At 67.3% G+C, this 14,447-nt stretch carries 13 protein-coding genes and 2 pseudogenes; 4 read left to right on the forward strand and 11 right to left on the reverse strand.

The window, feature by feature from the left end:
* Positions 1-46: 46 nt before the first annotated feature.
* Positions 47-1,201 carry an ROK family protein gene (locus ABIB25_RS04905; RefSeq protein ID WP_354527297.1) on the reverse strand — a complete coding sequence of 385 codons (1,155 nt, stop codon included), beginning with the start codon at positions 1,199-1,201 and terminating at the stop codon, positions 47-49.
* Positions 1,202-1,270: 69 nt separating this feature from the next.
* Here ABIB25_RS04905 and ABIB25_RS04910 point away from each other — a divergent pair, with 69 nt between their 5' ends.
* Positions 1,271-2,494 (forward strand): MFS transporter, encoded by a 1,224-nt coding sequence (locus tag ABIB25_RS04910; protein WP_354527298.1) that lies wholly within the window; start codon positions 1,271-1,273, stop codon positions 2,492-2,494.
* Between the two features lie 11 nt (positions 2,495-2,505).
* Here ABIB25_RS04910 and ABIB25_RS04915 read toward each other — a convergent pair.
* Positions 2,506-3,238, reverse strand: a pseudogene (locus ABIB25_RS04915) (ThuA domain-containing protein).
* Positions 3,239-3,489: 251 nt separating this feature from the next.
* Here ABIB25_RS04915 and ABIB25_RS04920 point away from each other — a divergent pair.
* Positions 3,490-4,501: pseudogene (locus ABIB25_RS04920) on the forward strand (sugar phosphate isomerase/epimerase family protein).
* A gap of 68 nt (positions 4,502-4,569) precedes the next feature.
* Here the strand turns inward: ABIB25_RS04920 and ABIB25_RS04925 are convergent.
* Together ABIB25_RS04925 and ABIB25_RS04930 are read right to left on the reverse strand one after the other, a co-directional pair.
* Positions 4,570-5,394, reverse strand: a complete 825-nt coding sequence (locus tag ABIB25_RS04925) for a formate/nitrite transporter family protein (protein ID WP_354527299.1) — start codon at positions 5,392-5,394, stop codon at positions 4,570-4,572.
* A 95-nt stretch (positions 5,395-5,489) separates the two neighbouring features.
* Positions 5,490-5,981, reverse strand: coding sequence for a sugar-binding domain-containing protein (locus ABIB25_RS04930; RefSeq protein ID WP_354527300.1), 492 nt, complete (start codon positions 5,979-5,981; stop codon positions 5,490-5,492).
* Positions 5,982-6,099: 118 nt separating this feature from the next.
* Between ABIB25_RS04930 and ABIB25_RS04935 the strand changes: the two genes are divergently transcribed.
* On the forward strand, positions 6,100-7,179 hold the full coding sequence (locus ABIB25_RS04935) for a zinc-dependent alcohol dehydrogenase family protein (protein WP_354527301.1): 1,080 nt from the start codon (positions 6,100-6,102) through the stop codon (positions 7,177-7,179).
* Positions 7,180-7,602: 423 nt separating this feature from the next.
* On the opposite strand, the gene ABIB25_RS04940 is transcribed toward ABIB25_RS04935, so the two are convergent.
* The 4 genes from ABIB25_RS04940 to ABIB25_RS04955 form a co-directional block, all read right to left on the reverse strand.
* The gene (locus tag ABIB25_RS04940) at positions 7,603-8,454 is read right to left on the reverse strand and encodes a DNA-3-methyladenine glycosylase family protein (protein ID WP_354527302.1); all 852 of its coding nucleotides are present in this window, start codon (positions 8,452-8,454) and stop codon (positions 7,603-7,605) included.
* 74 nt (positions 8,455-8,528) lie between these two features.
* Positions 8,529-8,906 (reverse strand): DUF3253 domain-containing protein, encoded by a 378-nt coding sequence (locus ABIB25_RS04945; RefSeq protein WP_354527303.1) that lies wholly within the window; start codon positions 8,904-8,906, stop codon positions 8,529-8,531.
* A gap of 92 nt (positions 8,907-8,998) precedes the next feature.
* Positions 8,999-9,796 carry an SDR family NAD(P)-dependent oxidoreductase gene (locus ABIB25_RS04950; RefSeq protein ID WP_354527304.1) on the reverse strand — a complete coding sequence of 266 codons (798 nt, stop codon included), beginning with the start codon at positions 9,794-9,796 and terminating at the stop codon, positions 8,999-9,001.
* 22 nt (positions 9,797-9,818) lie between these two features.
* Positions 9,819-10,070, reverse strand: a complete 252-nt coding sequence (locus ABIB25_RS04955; protein ID WP_354527305.1) for a DUF6458 family protein — start codon at positions 10,068-10,070, stop codon at positions 9,819-9,821.
* Positions 10,071-10,236: 166 nt separating this feature from the next.
* Here ABIB25_RS04955 and ABIB25_RS04960 point away from each other — a divergent pair, with 166 nt between their 5' ends.
* The gene (locus ABIB25_RS04960; protein WP_354527306.1) at positions 10,237-11,754 is read left to right on the forward strand and encodes a serine/threonine-protein kinase; all 1,518 of its coding nucleotides are present in this window, start codon (positions 10,237-10,239) and stop codon (positions 11,752-11,754) included.
* A 63-nt stretch (positions 11,755-11,817) separates the two neighbouring features.
* Here ABIB25_RS04960 and ABIB25_RS04965 read toward each other — a convergent pair whose 3' ends face one another.
* The 3 genes from ABIB25_RS04965 to ABIB25_RS04975 form a co-directional block, all read right to left on the reverse strand.
* A complete protein-coding gene (locus ABIB25_RS04965; RefSeq protein ID WP_354527307.1) occupies positions 11,818-13,227 on the reverse strand; it encodes a bifunctional phosphatase PAP2/diacylglycerol kinase family protein in 1,410 nt (469 codons plus the stop codon).
* A gap of 14 nt (positions 13,228-13,241) precedes the next feature.
* Complete coding sequence (locus ABIB25_RS04970; RefSeq protein ID WP_354527308.1) at positions 13,242-13,943, reverse strand: phosphatase PAP2 family protein; 702 nt, start codon at positions 13,941-13,943, stop codon at positions 13,242-13,244.
* 192 nt (positions 13,944-14,135) lie between these two features.
* Positions 14,136-14,297, reverse strand: coding sequence for a hypothetical protein (locus tag ABIB25_RS04975; protein WP_354527309.1), 162 nt, complete (start codon positions 14,295-14,297; stop codon positions 14,136-14,138).
* Positions 14,298-14,447: the final 150 nt, after the last annotated feature.

Here is a 14,447-nt window from a genome sequence, read left to right on the forward strand (position 1 = left end):
CACCGTCGCCTACGTACCCAACACCGAATGCGATTCGTACCTGTACTCAGGTACGAAACGCATGCGGTGAAGCGACCAGCGGTCCCCAGAGCCCGGCCCAGGTCTCCTCGGCAGCGCCGATCAGAGGTCCGTCCTCGCCCAGTGCACTGGGGAGGATCGGCGGTGCCGTCGACCGGCGGAACGTCATGAGGCCAGCCCGGTAGCCTTGTTCGAGCCGGTCACCGGCCACGTCGAGCATCAGCGTGCCCAGCCCACCGACGGTGATCACGTCGGGGTCGAGACCGTTGACCAGACCAGCGATTCCGCGGCCGAGCAATCCCGAAACGGTGCCGACCGCCTCGCCTGCCCTGATGTCGCCGGCCCTCGCGCGCCCGACCACGTGGTGGAAGAACGACACCGGGTCGGCCGGCTCGGACATGTGGAGCAACCGGGCCAGCGCAAGTCCGTCGACGGAGTTGCCCCAGCAGCCGAAAGACCCGCAGGGACAACGCACCTCGGGATCACCGAACGGCATGTGGCCGAACTCGCCGGCCACGCCGGTCGCACCCCTGGAGACGAACCCGCCATCGACGACGCCGCCGCCGAGACCGGCGTCCACGCGCAGATGAAGTGCCACCACTGATCCGGCGGCGTTACCCCGGCTGGACTCCGCAGAGGCGGCGAGCGTGGCGTCGTTCCCGGCGACGAAGACCTCTTCGCGCCGGGCGAGGCCGGTGAGATCGACGTCCCGCCAACCCAGGGTGGTGGCGTCGATGAGTCGGCCGTCGCGGACGATGCCGGGTGCGGAGACGCCGAGACCCCGGACGCGGGAACCGAGGCGCCGGCGAAGCCGATCGGTCGCACGACTCAACTCGTCCATGGCCTCGTCCGCCCGCTGCCCAGCGTGGAAGCCCTCGACGACATCGACGGTGCGGCCGCCGATCTCGATCGCGCGGATCCGCCAGTCGGCGTAGGTGATGGAGACGGCGACGACCAAGGGCCCCCCGGGGTGGGGCCCGAGCAGGGTGGTGGGGCGGCCACGGCCACCGCTGGGCGGAGCCGCCTGTTCGGACAGCAGCTGCCGGGAGACGAGGCCGGCGACCAGCTCGGCGGCGGCGCCGGTTCCCACCGCCAACGACCGGGCTGCGTCCGCCCGGGTGATGCCAGGTCGATCGTGAACCAACCGCAGCAGCCCGATCGCGCGGGTGCTCGAATCGCGCACGCTCGTCACCTCGATACCTGGTCTGCAACGGATTTGCTATTTACTCCTGGACAGAGTTTATTATCACCCATGACAGCTCCCGTCGACGCCACCCGTGGCGGGACCCACCGACGCGCCCTCGCTGTGCTCGCGGTGTCCGCGTTCGTCTATGTGACGGCGGAGACGCTGCCGGTCGGGCTGCTGCCGCAGATCTCCCAGGGCCTTTCGGTCAGCGAGGCGCAGGTCGGCCTGCTCCTGACGACCTATGCGGCGCTGGCGGCGATCACCACGATTCCGCTCACCGCGCTGACGATGCGAATCCCACGCCGCCGGCTGATGGCCGTACTGGTGGCTGTTTTCGCGGTCTCACAGCTGGCCGCCGGTCTGGCTCCGACTTTCCAGATCCTGACCGTCAGCCGGCTGTTCTGCGCCTTGGCACATGGCGTGTTCTGGTCGGCCATCGCTCCGGTCGCAGCTCGCCTTGCGCCACCGGGACAGGCCGGCCGTGCCACCTCGCTGGTCTTCCTGGGCAACTCCCTCGCATTGGTCCTCGGTGTTCCGCTCGGGACCGCCCTCGGGCAGTGGGCCGGGTGGCGCGTCGCCTTCCTCGCACTCGCAGTGGCGGGCGCCTTGAGTGCACTCGCCCTGATGGTGGTGTTGCCCGGCCTGCCGGCGATCACCGCCGGGGATCGCGCCAACGGTCCGATGGTGCGCATCAAGGCTGCTCTGGCGATCATCCGGTCGAGGCAGATCACAGCGATCGCCGCCATCACCACGGTGCTCGTCATCGGGCAGTTCGCTGCCTACACCTACATCGCGCCCTTGGTCCGAGATTCCGCCGGTCTGCAGGGTTTTTCTCTCAGCGCTCTGCTCCTCGGCTACGGCGGGGCCGGCCTGCTGGGGACGGTGATCGCCGGACGGTTCGTCGACCGCCGACCGGGTCCGACCTTGGCGATCTGCGTCGCCATCGTCGCCGCGGCGCTCCTGGCACTGGCAGTCGGGCACGGGCAACTGCTGACGATCCTGGCCGTACTGGCCTGGGGCGCGGCGTTCACGGCGGTGCCGGTCCCGCTGCAGTCGGCCGTGCTGCGGGTCGCTCCGGACGCACAGGACGCTGCATCGGCCGTGTACGTCGTGGCCTTCCAGATCGGCATCGGCGGAGGCGCCCTTGTTGGCGAGCGGATCGTCGTCGCCGGTGGGCTGCACCACCTCCCGGCGCTCGGGGCCGGGCTTGCCCTCGCAGCGGTGATCATCACCTTGAGTGCGCGGCGGGTGTTCCCGTTTGGTTCCGGGCCCGCCGTCGTGCGGGCGTGACCCCGGTGCGATCAGCATCGTGGCAGACGTCCGTCTGAGCGGGTTTCCTGCTTCCTGCAGCGCAACAGCTTCCGGCCTCGTCCAAGAACTCCCGATGTCGATCGGGATTTGTTCGGCAGGGCCGACCCCCAGCGGCTGGCCCACACCATTCCTCTCTCGACGACGGCGCGGACCTCGGGGATGTCGAAATCCGGTTCGTGGTGGCCGATGGTGCTCACGAACACCCTGCCCCCACCCCACTGTCTGGTCCAGATCGCGGGGCACGTGACCGGTCGGCGCCAGCGGGGGTTCTCGCCGACGGCCAGGGTGGTGGTGGCCAGCACGTCGTTGTAGTCGTCGGTCAACACCCAGTACTGCTCAGAGTTCAGCGAATTGGTCGAGATCCCCTGCACAATCGGATGATCCGGCTGCATGATTACCACCTTGTGGTCCATGCGCGACGAACTGGCCGCCCACCATCTGGAGGTAGTGGGTCGAATTGCGGAACGAATCGGCGATGCCGCCGTGCCAGCCGGCGAATGCGGTGCCCGCCGAAACGGCGCGGATCAGTCCGGTGAGCGATGGCCGGTCGATCTCGTCCAAGGTCCAGCACTGGACGATGAGATCGAGACCGGAGATCAGCTCTGCGTCTGCATAGATCTCCAGGCACAACCTCACCGCCGTGTTCCTGCCCACCGACACGACGAGCACCCCCGGGGCAACCTCCCAGGCCGTCAAGGTCACTGTCGTCAAGTCGGCCTCCACGACGGCCGTCAGGGCCAGCCCCGGCGAGCCAGAAGGTTGGGAAGTCGCTCACGTCCACCGCCGCAGTGTCGCCAACACCAAGCAGTTGCGTGGGAACCGCGCAGTTCCGGATGAACGGCAAGAAGGTGGTCACGGTGACCGCCTCCAAGGGCACTGCCACCTACGTGCTGCCGGCCTCGACGAAAGTCGTTTCGTACAAGGTGATCACGATCTTCGTGCCGGCCTCGTCCGGGTTGGTCGTCGGCTCGACCATGGCACGACCGATCGCCTTGTTCACCGGCCAGTGGGCCGACCTACCGTTTGAAAAGGTCGCCGAGTTGGCGTCCGGATGAGGCTACGAGGGTCTGGAGATCGCCTGCTGGGGAGATCATCTCGACGTCTGGCGGGCAGAGGACCCGGGCTACCTCTAGGGCCGCCGGGAGATCCTGGACCGCTACGGACTGGCTGTCCACGCCATCTCGAACCACCTCAAAAGTCAGGAAGTGTGCGACGACCCGATCGACTCGCGGCATCAGGCGATCCTGCTGCCACAGGTCTGGGGTGACGGCGACGCCAAAGGCGTCCGGCAACGGGCCGCGCACGAGATGAAGCTGACCGCCCGCGCCGCCGCCGGACTCGGCGTCGACACCGTGGTGGGTTTCACCGGATCGTCCATCTGGAAATACGTGGCAATGTTTCCGCCCGTCTCGCAGAGCCTGATCGACGCCGGGTACCAGGACTTCGCCGATCGCTGGAATCCCATTCTCGACGTCTTCGACGAGGTCGGCGTTCGGTTCGCCCACGAGGTCCACCCGAGTGAGATCGCCTACGACTACTGGACGACCGTCGCGGCGATGGACGCGATCGGACATCGTGAGGCCTTCAGATTGAATTGGGACCCCAGTCATTTTTTATCTGGCAGGATCTTGATCCGGTCGGATTTCTGTGGGACTTCAAGGACCGGATCTACCACGTCGATTGCAAGGACGCGAAACGTCAGGTCGGCAATGGCCACAACGGCGGCTGGGCTCCCACCTGGCCTGGGCCGATCCTCGACGCGGCTGGGACTTCGTGTCCACCGGCCATGGTGACGTTCCCTGGGAGGCATGCTTCCGGATGCTCAACAGCTATCGGATGTACGGGGCCATCTCGATCGAGTGGGAGGATGCCGGCACGGACCGTCTCGTCGGCGGACCGGAGGCGTTGGAATTCGTTCGCCGACTGGCCTTCGATCCACTCAGCAGTTCGTTGGACAGTGCATTCTCGGCCCAATCCCGAGCCTGACCTGTTGCAGTGGCAGATTGGTGGAGCCAGCTGCCGGCGGAGCCACCCCGCCAGGTGCTGTGAATGATTCAATCCCGCTCGGTCGGTTTCGCAGATGACGGTTTGACGTAGAGGTACCAGTAGGCTCCGGCGACGAAGATCCCTGCGCCGACTGCGTTCCCGAGGAAGGCGAGCCCCAGGTTCTCCATCATGTTGACGAAGGTGACCCCACCGGTGTGCAGGAACATGGCAGCGGGCAGGAAGAACATGTTCGCGACGACGTGATCGAAACCGAGCGCGACGAAAGCGGTGATCGGGAAGACGATGGCAAGGATCTTCCCTGCCACATCGGTCGAGGCCAGAGCAATCCACACGGCGAGGCAGACGAGCCAGTTGCAACCCACGGCCCGGAGGAACTGCTCGAGATGCGTTTCACCGACGGCTTTTCCCATCGCGAGGGCTCCGAGACGCGCATAGCCCTCGGTGGCGGTCGTCGACCCGATCTTGGCCAGCACACCGGTCTTGTCGGCGAACACGTAGGCGACGAAGAGGGAGCCGGCGAAGTTGCCGATGGTCACCCACAGCCAGTTCAGCAGCATCCGGCCGATGCTGACCTTCCTGGCCATGACGGCAATCGGAATCAGCGCCATGTTGCCGGTCAGCAACTCCGCGCCGCCGACGATCACCAGGATCAGGCCGAGGCTGAACGCCAGCCCGGTGATCAGCGTGATGATGCCGCCCCATTGGTCGGCCTTGAGGCCGGCCGAGACGATGACCGCGAGGAGACCGCCGAAAGCGATGTAGGCACCGGCCAGGAAACCACCGACCAGCGCTTTCCCGAGGGCGAGCCCAGCTTTGGACGTCCCGGCCGCGACGGCGGCCTCCGCGGTCTGCGCGGGAGTGTTGTACGACATGGCCCGTCCTCCAGAGTGCCGGTGGTGGACCCGGCGGAAGCCTGTCGCGCGGGTCCTTAGCGTGCGAAATCTTCAATGGCCCGGCAGGGACGGTTTCAAACGTGAACGGTCGATGCACCCGGTAGCTCGGTACATGTCGAGCGTTCTCGCCACGTGCGGGTCCCGGCGGAGCCGCCCGGCGGTCTGCGGCCGTCGAGCACCATCGGTACCTGCAGTGCGTAGAGGTCGCCGCCCGACCGACCGGCCAGGGTGCGAAGGAGATCCAGCGAGTTGATCGCCAGATCGGAGGTCGGCTTATTCCCGACGATCTGCACGATGGTGCTCGGTGCAAGCCGCGCGAGCCCGTGCACCAGCGTATGCATCGTCCGCCCCCACGAGACGCCGAGAACATCTCCGTCCTCGACGATGTCACCGAGGATGGCGGCACCCGCCTGTCCGAGTTGCCGGCGCCGGAATTCCTCGGGGCCATCCGGCAGCCTGATGACGATGGCCTGGCGGATCCCGTACCGCTCGGAGATGCTGGTCGAACGCTCGACGTCCACATCCGAGGGCGCGTGCAGCGCGAACGTGATCACGCTGTCCTGCACGGCGTCGGCGAGAAGTCTAACGACTTTGAACCGGGAGACGCCCAGGCGTTCGGCGTTCGGCGATCGGACTCGGGTGAGCCATCTGAGAGGATGGCGCTCAGATGAGCAATATGAGTCAATGCACGCTGACCCCGTCGTACACACCGCTGGAGCGCTGCCCGTCATGAAGGCCGTCGTCTACGAGTCCGCCCGGAACTTCGCGGTGCGTGAAATTCCCACCCCGGAGGCCGGTCCCGGCCAGGTACGGATCAAGGTCGGGCAGGTCGGTGTCTGCGGAACGGACCTCCACCTGCACGAGGGGGAGTTCCAGGCGAAGTTCCCGCTGATCCCGGGTCACGAGGTGGTGGGGGTGATCGAGAGCCTCGGCGCCGGCGTCGACCGGTTCAGCCTCGGTGAGCAGGTCACCGTGAATCCGAACGTCGCCTGCGGGCGTTGTGACTACTGCCGTGGGGGCCGGACGATCCTCTGCAGCAGCGCGCAGGGCTTCGGCACCAACATTCCTGGATTCTTCGCCGAATACGCAGTGGTCGCAGAGGATCTTGTCTTCTCGGTCGAGGGTCTGGCGCCGGATGTCGCGGTGTTCGCCGAGCCTGCCTCGTGCGCCATGCACGGTCTGGAGACGATCGGGTTGCGTCCCGGGAGCAGCGCGCTGGTGTTCGGCGCCGGCCCGACCGGACTGCTGCTGGCCCAGATGCTGGCCAGCGGCGGCGCTTCGCAAGTGACTGTCGCTGCGCCGACGCAGTACAAGCTCGATACGGCAGCCGGTCTCGGGGTCGATCAGACCGTCAGGGTGGAGCGCATCTCGCCCGAGAACAACGAGTCGATCGTTGCTTCCCTGCTTGCGGCCTCGCCGACCGGCGACGGATACGACGCGGTCATCGAGGCGACCGGATCCACGGCGGTCGGTGACATCTGCGTGCCGCTGACCCGCAACGGCGGTACCGTCCTCATCTACGGAGTGACCAAGGAGGCCGACCGGATGTCGTTCTCGCCGTTCGACGTCTTCCGTCGGGAGATCGTCATCAAGGGATCCTTCGCGGAGATGACGTCGTTCGGCGCGGCCATCTCCGCCCTCCGCTCCGGGCGGGTCGGTACCGAGGGCATCATCACCCATCGTTTCCCGCTCGCGCAGTACGGCGAGGCGCTCGCGGCCGTTGCGTCCGACGAGACCGCTCACAAGGTAGTGATCGTTCCGTGAGCACATCCTCAAGGCGGGCGGGGACGTCAGCCATCCTCACCGGTGGTGCCGTTGGGACCGGAGCCATGGTCGTCGCCCGGTTCGCCCTGCGGCGTATGGGTCGGCCCATCTGCCGCGCATACAGAACTGCCGGGTGCATATAGATCTGCCCAAAAATGGCCGTCTGAGCGACAATTCGGGCAGTTTGATATGCGCAGGGTGCCTAGCTGAATCCGGTGATTCCGGTGCGCATACGGAATGGCCGGAAATTGGTGTCCAAGGGCAAAAGTGGGTGATTCTGTAAGCGCCGGGCAGTCCTGTATGCGCCGGGGGGAGGGGCCGGGGGCCGGGCGGGGTCAGGGAGGGGCCGGGGGCCGGGGGCCGGGCGGGGTCAGGGAGGGGCCGGGGGCCGGGCGGGGTCAGGGAGGGGCCGGGGGCTGGTGGTCAGATGCCGAGGACAGCGGACCAGAGGTGGAACAAGGCGTAGGCGCGGTAGGGGGTCCAGTCGATCGCCGTAGCCCGGGCCTGTGCGGCCGTCCTGACCCCCAGAGCGCGCTGCAGCACGAGATCGCCGGCCGGGAACGCGTTACGGTCCCCGAGCGCACGCACGGCCAGATACTCGGTGGTCCAGGGGCCGATACCCGGCAGCGCCAGCAATTCTCGCAGCAGGGGGAGGCGGTCGGCGGCTGGATCGATCGTCAGGTGGTCACGGCAGGCGGTGGCCAGGGCATGCACGGTGCGTGCTCTGGCGTGGGTGATGCCGATCGCGGACTGCAGTTCGACTGGCGTCGCAGCGGCAAGCGACACCGGCGTGGGAAATGCCCGCAGGTCCGATCCCGGCACGTCCGTTCCGTAGGCAACCACCGTCCGCCCGCCGAATGTACGTGCCGCCGCGACCGAGACCTGCTGTCCCAGAACGGTCATCACCGCTGCCTCGAATCCGTCCGGATATCTGATCACCCGTAGTCCGGGCCGGGCCGAGACAAGCCCGCCGATCACCGGGTCATCGCCGAGAGCGGCTTTTACCGCCATCGGGTCGACGTCGAGATCCAGCCAGTGGCGAACCTTCGACAGGATGGCCGATCCGAGATCTGCATCGACGGCCCGGTGCAGCACCGAGACATGGTCATCACTGAGCCGCACCGTCACTTCGACGGGTGCAGATCCAGGCACCGTCAACAGTCGGGTATGAGTAGCCGCGACCGGATCGGTAATCTCCACGCCCGGCACCGCGCAGGACGCCAGGATGGCCATCGCCGGGCCCACCTCGTAGGGCGGGCTCAATTCAAGATCCATTGCGATGGCGGCGTTCTCGGACCGCGGGGGATCGGTCCGAATCAGCGAGGAGCGCTCGGCCGGCATTCGACGTGTCAGCGGGCACGCCTGATCCGGATCGGACCCTTGGCGGTGCTCGGGTCGACAACGCTTCCGCCCTGGGTAATTTCGACCTCACCGGCGGCCACCAGCCGACGGGCTGCCGCTCGCGCGGGCTCCATCAGGTCGCGCCAGTCGTCGCCGCCGAGGTCCTTGGCGACCTCGCTCGGACAGATCGTCGAAGCCGCCGACCGCTGCAGCAGCTTCGCCCGGATCGCCTCCTCCAGTCGGAGGTCCACCGCTGTCACCTTGCGACGTCGGCACGCGTCCGAGCAGTAACGCACCTGGTCCCAATCGCGCGCCCACTTCTTCCGCCAGGTGATGGTGCGACCGCAGGCGAGGCAAGGTTTGCTCTCGGGTGGAGCTGTGCCCATCGTCGTGCCCACCTCTCCAGCTGCGTCTCGAATCGCCCACGGCACAAGTCCCACCGGAGGGACGTCGCACCCCTCGATGATGCCCGTCCCTCTCAGGCCCAAACGGTCGACGCGGCACGTTGCTCGGCGATGGAATTACCACCGTCGACGATCAAGCACTGGCCGGTGACGTACGAGGCCCCGGGCGTGCAAAGCCAGGCAATGGCCGACGCCACCTCGTCGGCCGTCCCGCTGCGTGCTAGTGGTGTCGCCAGTCCCTGCAGCCTCTCGTCATCCGTCTGCGAGCCGGTGCCGATCCATCCCGGCGCCACCGCATTGACCGTTGTCCCCTTTCCCGCCAGATCGAGAGCCGCTGCCCGAACGAGGCCGATCAGGCCGGCCTTGGCTGCCGCGTACCCGACATCGCCCGTCATCGCCATGACCGGACCGGTCGTGCTCGACACCATGACGATCCGGCCCCATCCCTGAGCCGCCAGTAGTGGTGCAGCGAAACCGGACACGAGGAAGGCAGTGTCCAGATTCCGTCGGAGCGACGCATGCCACGTGTCCAGCGACATGTCGATGATCGAGCCGGACTCGAAGTCCGGAGATGCCTCGGAGACCATCCCGGCGTTGTTCACCACGATGTCCAGCCGGCCCCAATGCTCGGCACCGGCGAGGGCGATACGCCGGGCATCAGCCGGTAGGGAGAGATCACCCTGCACGTGGATGGCGTCGATCGAGGAACCACGCAGTGCGGTGGCCCGATCCCGGATCCGGTCGGTCGTTCCGGCGACCACGACCCGGGCGCCCATGCTGCCGAGCAGTCGGGCGGTGGCAAAGCCGATTCCGGTCGGGCTACCGGCGCCGGTCACCAGGGCGACCCGTCCGGTCAGATCAAAGGGGTTCATCGCTCGGGGCCGGCCGTGCTGGTCAGAGGCCGGTGATGCGGTCGTCCCGTTCCACCACGCCCTGACGGCCGTAGGCATCGGTGGTGATCGCCGTGCTGCGCGAGCGGCGGGTTCTGGGCATGAACACGATCAGCGAGAGCAGGATGACGAGGACGCCTCCGCCCATCAGGATGTAACCGATGGTGGTCAGGTCGAAGTCGTTGAGGTTGGCCTTGACGCCGAAGGCCAGCACCGCGCCCGCGATGATGAGGAAAACTCCGAGTCCGATACCCATGTGCACTCTCCTGGAATAGTGGTGATCGACGCTGGAATAGTCCTCATCGACCTGGCAGAGGTGTGCTGTTCCCGAATGTGGGGGAGGCGACACATTCTACGCAAAACACGTTCGAGTGAAAGTCGATGACGGGCAGAGCCTACCGATCAGCGATTACTCTCCACTGGTGAGTTCTGAAGCAGATCCGACCAAGGCCTACTCCGGACCGTCGGATGTCGTACCGGTTTCGCTGGTCGTGTCGGCCGGCGCCGTCCTGGATGGACGGTATCGGCTGGAGGAACTTCTCGGCCGGGGTGGCACGGCGCAGGTCTATCGGGCTGATGATCTCGTCCTTCGCCGGAGTGTGGCGATCAAGATTTTCAATTCACCGGCGAACGATCTCAACAACGTGGTCCGGCAACGCAACGAGATGCATGTGCTGGCGGGGCTGAATCATCCCAATCTGATCGCGGTGCATGACGCGCGCGTCGCGGATGGGTCGGTCAGCGGTCCAGATCGGGCCGGGCACACCGCGTCCGGCAGCACGTACCTCGTCATGGAGTTGGTGGTCGGTGACACCCTCGCGGAACGGCTGATGGCCGGCCCGCTGTCGGCGGGTGAAGCGGCCGGTCTCGGAGCCACCCTGGCGTCCGTCCTGCAATTGGTGCACTCGAAAAATCTGGTGCACCGGGATGTCAAGCCGGCCAACATTTTGCTGGCGGACAATGGCGAGATCAAGTTGGGGGACTTCGGTCTCGCCCGAGTGCTGGATGCGGACAGCAGGCTCACCACCGGTGCCGACGTGATGGGCACCGCAGCCTACTTCAGCCCCGAGCAGGCGAGTGCGGAGGAGGTCGGGGCACCGGGCGACATCTATGCCCTCGGGCTGGTGCTCCTGGAGTGTCTGACGGGGCGGCGGGAGTTTCCCGGCGATGCGGTGCCGGCCGCGGTGGCCCGATTGCTCCGTGACCCGGCGGTGCCCGCGTCGTTGCCCGAGCCCTGGCCGATGCTGCTGACGGCAATGACCCGACGGGATCCAGCGACTCGTCCCACCGCTGCCGATGTTGCAAAAGGGCTCGGGGCGCTCAATTCTTCGCCGATACCTGCGCCAGCAGCGACAACGGCGTCGCCTGGATCGGCAGCGGACACGACAAGGGGATCCGCCCCGCTGGGACAATTCGTCTGGGTCGCGGACCAACGACAGCGGGGCGCGCCGCGTCGCTACCGGAGGGTGATGCTGTCCGGGGCCGGCGTCCTGCTGGTCGCCATCCTCGGTACGGCATTTCTCCTGGCGCGGCCGGATGCAGACGGGCCGTCCAGCACGTCGGTACCGGTGGGCGTCTCCACCATCCACCCGGTGCAGACGTCCGCTCCGCGGACTCAGCCGTCGTCCGCTCCGCGGACCCAGCTTGCGGATACGTCCCGTGCTGCACCGCCGGTCGTCGCCGGATCCGCCCGCCCCGCACCGACGACATCGCGGAGCGGCTCGGCCGTCGTGGTCACCACTCGCGTGGTCCTTGCGCCGGTCCCTCCCGGCAGAACCCCACCGGCCACCAGTCCGGTGACATCCCCACCGGTCGTACCGACGCCGACCGCCACGACGCCGACCGCCTTCTCCGCGCCGGCGCAGCCCGGGAACGGGAACGGAAACGGCAATGGAAAGAGGAACGGCAACGGAAATGGCGGGAAGAAGCCGAAGAAGTGACCCCGGCCCGTCGTGAACCGACGCGACCTGACCCTCGCCCGCACCGCGACCCTGCGGCGCGACCTATCCGTGGTAGACGGTCAGCCGGTTCGAGATCGCGAGTTCGATCGTCTCGACGGGGTCGGTGATCTCACCGTCGTGGGCGGCCGGCAGGGGTCCGTCGTGCGAGGCGATCGTCACGTCCGGCACTTCCAGGCTGCCGAACACTTTGCTGCGCTCCACCAATCCCAGGAAGGAGAACAGGATGGCCTTGGTCCGGGCCAGGGGTACATCGGCCCGGAGGTATTGCACGTCGAGCAGACCGGTGTGCAGGTCGTCCCGCCAGGCCGGGGCGAGTCCGCGCGGACGGTACGGTCCGTTCCCGACGAAGACCACCCAGATCGGCATCCGTTTGCCGTCGATCTCCAGATCCATCGGCGAATGGTGCCGCAAAGTCCGATAGAGCGCGTAGGCCGCCGCCGGCCACTTGCCCATGCGGTGCGACAGTCGATCGCGCCGCCGCACCAGCTCCGGATACCCGCCGATGCTGGCCGTGTTCAGGAACGGTGTGCCGTTGATGGTGGCGAGGTCGACCTGGCCGGACGTGCCCGACTCGATGGCGCTCACGGTATCGGCGTCGCCCTCCAAGGCGAGGGCCACCGCGAAATGGTTGAGGGTGCCGCGGGGGAACACCGCCAGCGGCAGACCGAGTTCCTCCGCCAGACCGGCGACCGACGCCACAGTGCCGTCACCGCCGGCGACCCCGATCGCCAAGACGTCCTTCGGCACCACGTCCGACAACTCCTCCGTCGTCGGGTCCCACTCGACGAACTCGGCCCCAGGAAGGAGTTCCGAGAGCGCCTCCCGGGTGCCGTCCGCAGTACCGGCTGCGGCATTGATGACGATGCTCATTCCGCGGCCCCCGGGAAGCGCCGGCGCCGATCCCGGCGCCATTGCCGCCGCGCTGTACGGCCGGACCGGCCACAGCCGGCGGCCGACGATGGCCATGGCTGCGCCGATGGCCATCCCGACCAGGGCGTCCGAGCGGTAGTGCACGCCGACGTGCACGCGCGAGTAGGCGACGGCACCGGCCAGCGGCCCGAGAATCAGGCCGGCCGTAGGGAACTCCAGTGCGGCACCGGTGGCGAACGCAGCGGCCGACGCCGAATGTCCCGACGGGAACGAGGACGTCCACGGGACCTTGCCGACCCGCCGGGCGATCGAGGTGCGCTGCGCATCCGGCCTACGGCGACCCACCAGCGGTTTGACCACGCTGTTGGAGACGAAGCTGGCCATCGCCAGCGAGGTGACGCCGCGGAGGGCGGCCCGGCGGTAGCGGCCACCGGCCAGGACGCCGACGGCACCGATGCCGAACCACAGCACGCCGTGGTTTGCCGAGACGGTCAGACGACGCAGTGCGATGTCCATCGGAAGGGGGAGCGGGAGTGGGGCCGGCGTGATCGAAGGGTCAGGGGCATGATCGGTCGGTCTCATCTGACCCAATCTAGTCAACCCGACGGGCCGGCCCGGTTGCTCCGGCGCTGCCGGACCATCGACTCGGCGGCCAGCACCAGGGCGAGCCAGCTCGCGCCGAAGATCCAGCCGGCGAGCACGTCGGTGAACCAGTGCACTCCGAGATAGAGTCGCGAGAGCCCGACGACGATGGTCAGCAGAGCAGCCACCAGGCCGGCGACCCACGGCCTGATCTGTCGGAAGGTGCGCCAGAGCACCACCGCGATCACCCCGTAGATCGCCGCGGACTGGATGGTGTGCCCCGAGGGAAACGACAACCCCTGGGCGCTGACGCCGGGTACCCGGTCGGCGAGATCCGGCCGCGGGCGTGCAACCCACATCTTGATCACGGTGTTGATCAGGTTCACGCCGATCAACACCACCAGGGCGACGATCACCTGGTCGAACTTCCTGGTGCGCCGCACATGGAGGACCAGGACGAGGAGCAGGGTGATGACGAGGCCCACCGGACTGGCCACCGTCGACGCGACTTTCGCCAGCACCGTCAGCGTGTCGGTGCGGTGGCCGACCATGAAGTGGAGCACCGCCGGGTCCGCGCCGAGGATCGACCGGCCCGAACGGACCGCGGACAGGGCCTCCGAGATCGAGACCGCCAGCACGATGACCAACCAGGTGGCGGCGGCCCAGAACCGGCATACGCGGATCCGGGGGGCTGCCTGTTGTTCGCTCTTCTGCACTGTCTCCCACCGGTTCGCCTCATCGACGGGCTGGAGAACCTGTCGCAGATCGAAATGGACGCCTCTTCCCGCCCCTTCTTGAATACTACGTGACCCGTAGTACTGACCTGACGGCGTCAGTTCGAGACGAGGCGATCGATCTGCGGGGCGGGCAGTGCTTCGGGTGCCGGGTCGCCGGCAGTCCCGAGCTGCTCAGATGGCAATCCGCTCGCCCGTCGAGAAGCGGCTCAGCACGGCCCGGGCGGCTTGCTCGGCCTCGAACAGCAACTCGCGAAAGGTCCACGAGCGCCGGGAATCTGGATCGGGCGACGGCGTCGACCAGCGCAAACCGGTCGGGGACGGAATCGGCGGCACTGCGCGGCACATCTCCGACGGTCGCCTCGATCAGCGGGTTGGAGGTGTCGGCCGGCCAGCGTGACGTGGGCAACATGGAAGAACCGTGGACGAAGCAGGTGCCGAAATACGGAGAAATGTCCAACCATTCGCAAATCTTCATGGTTCACA

This window comes from Nakamurella sp. UYEF19 (genome assembly GCF_040546275.1).
Lineage (GTDB): Bacteria > Actinomycetota > Actinomycetes > Mycobacteriales > Nakamurellaceae > Nakamurella.

Bases quoted from the DNA above. Each gene is read 5' to 3' on its own strand.
- ABIB25_RS04910 (WP_354527298.1), top strand. From the start codon at position 1,271: ATGACAGCTCCCGTCGACGCCACCCGTGGCGGGACCCACCGACGCGCC.
- ABIB25_RS04925 (WP_354527299.1), bottom strand. From the start codon at position 5,394: ATGTCGTACAACACTCCCGCGCAGACCGCGGAGGCCGCCGTCGCGGCC.
- ABIB25_RS04935 (WP_354527301.1), top strand. From the start codon at position 6,100: ATGCACGCTGACCCCGTCGTACACACCGCTGGAGCGCTGCCCGTCATG.
- ABIB25_RS04940 (WP_354527302.1), bottom strand. From the start codon at position 8,454: ATGGATCTTGAATTGAGCCCGCCCTACGAGGTGGGCCCGGCGATGGCC.
- ABIB25_RS04945 (WP_354527303.1), bottom strand. From the start codon at position 8,906: ATGGGCACAGCTCCACCCGAGAGCAAACCTTGCCTCGCCTGCGGTCGC.
- ABIB25_RS04950 (WP_354527304.1), bottom strand. From the start codon at position 9,796: ATGAACCCCTTTGATCTGACCGGACGGGTCGCCCTGGTGACCGGCGCC.
- ABIB25_RS04955 (WP_354527305.1), bottom strand. From the start codon at position 10,070: ATGGGTATCGGACTCGGAGTTTTCCTCATCATCGCGGGCGCGGTGCTG.
- ABIB25_RS04965 (WP_354527307.1), bottom strand. From the start codon at position 13,227: ATGAGACCGACCGATCATGCCCCTGACCCTTCGATCACGCCGGCCCCA.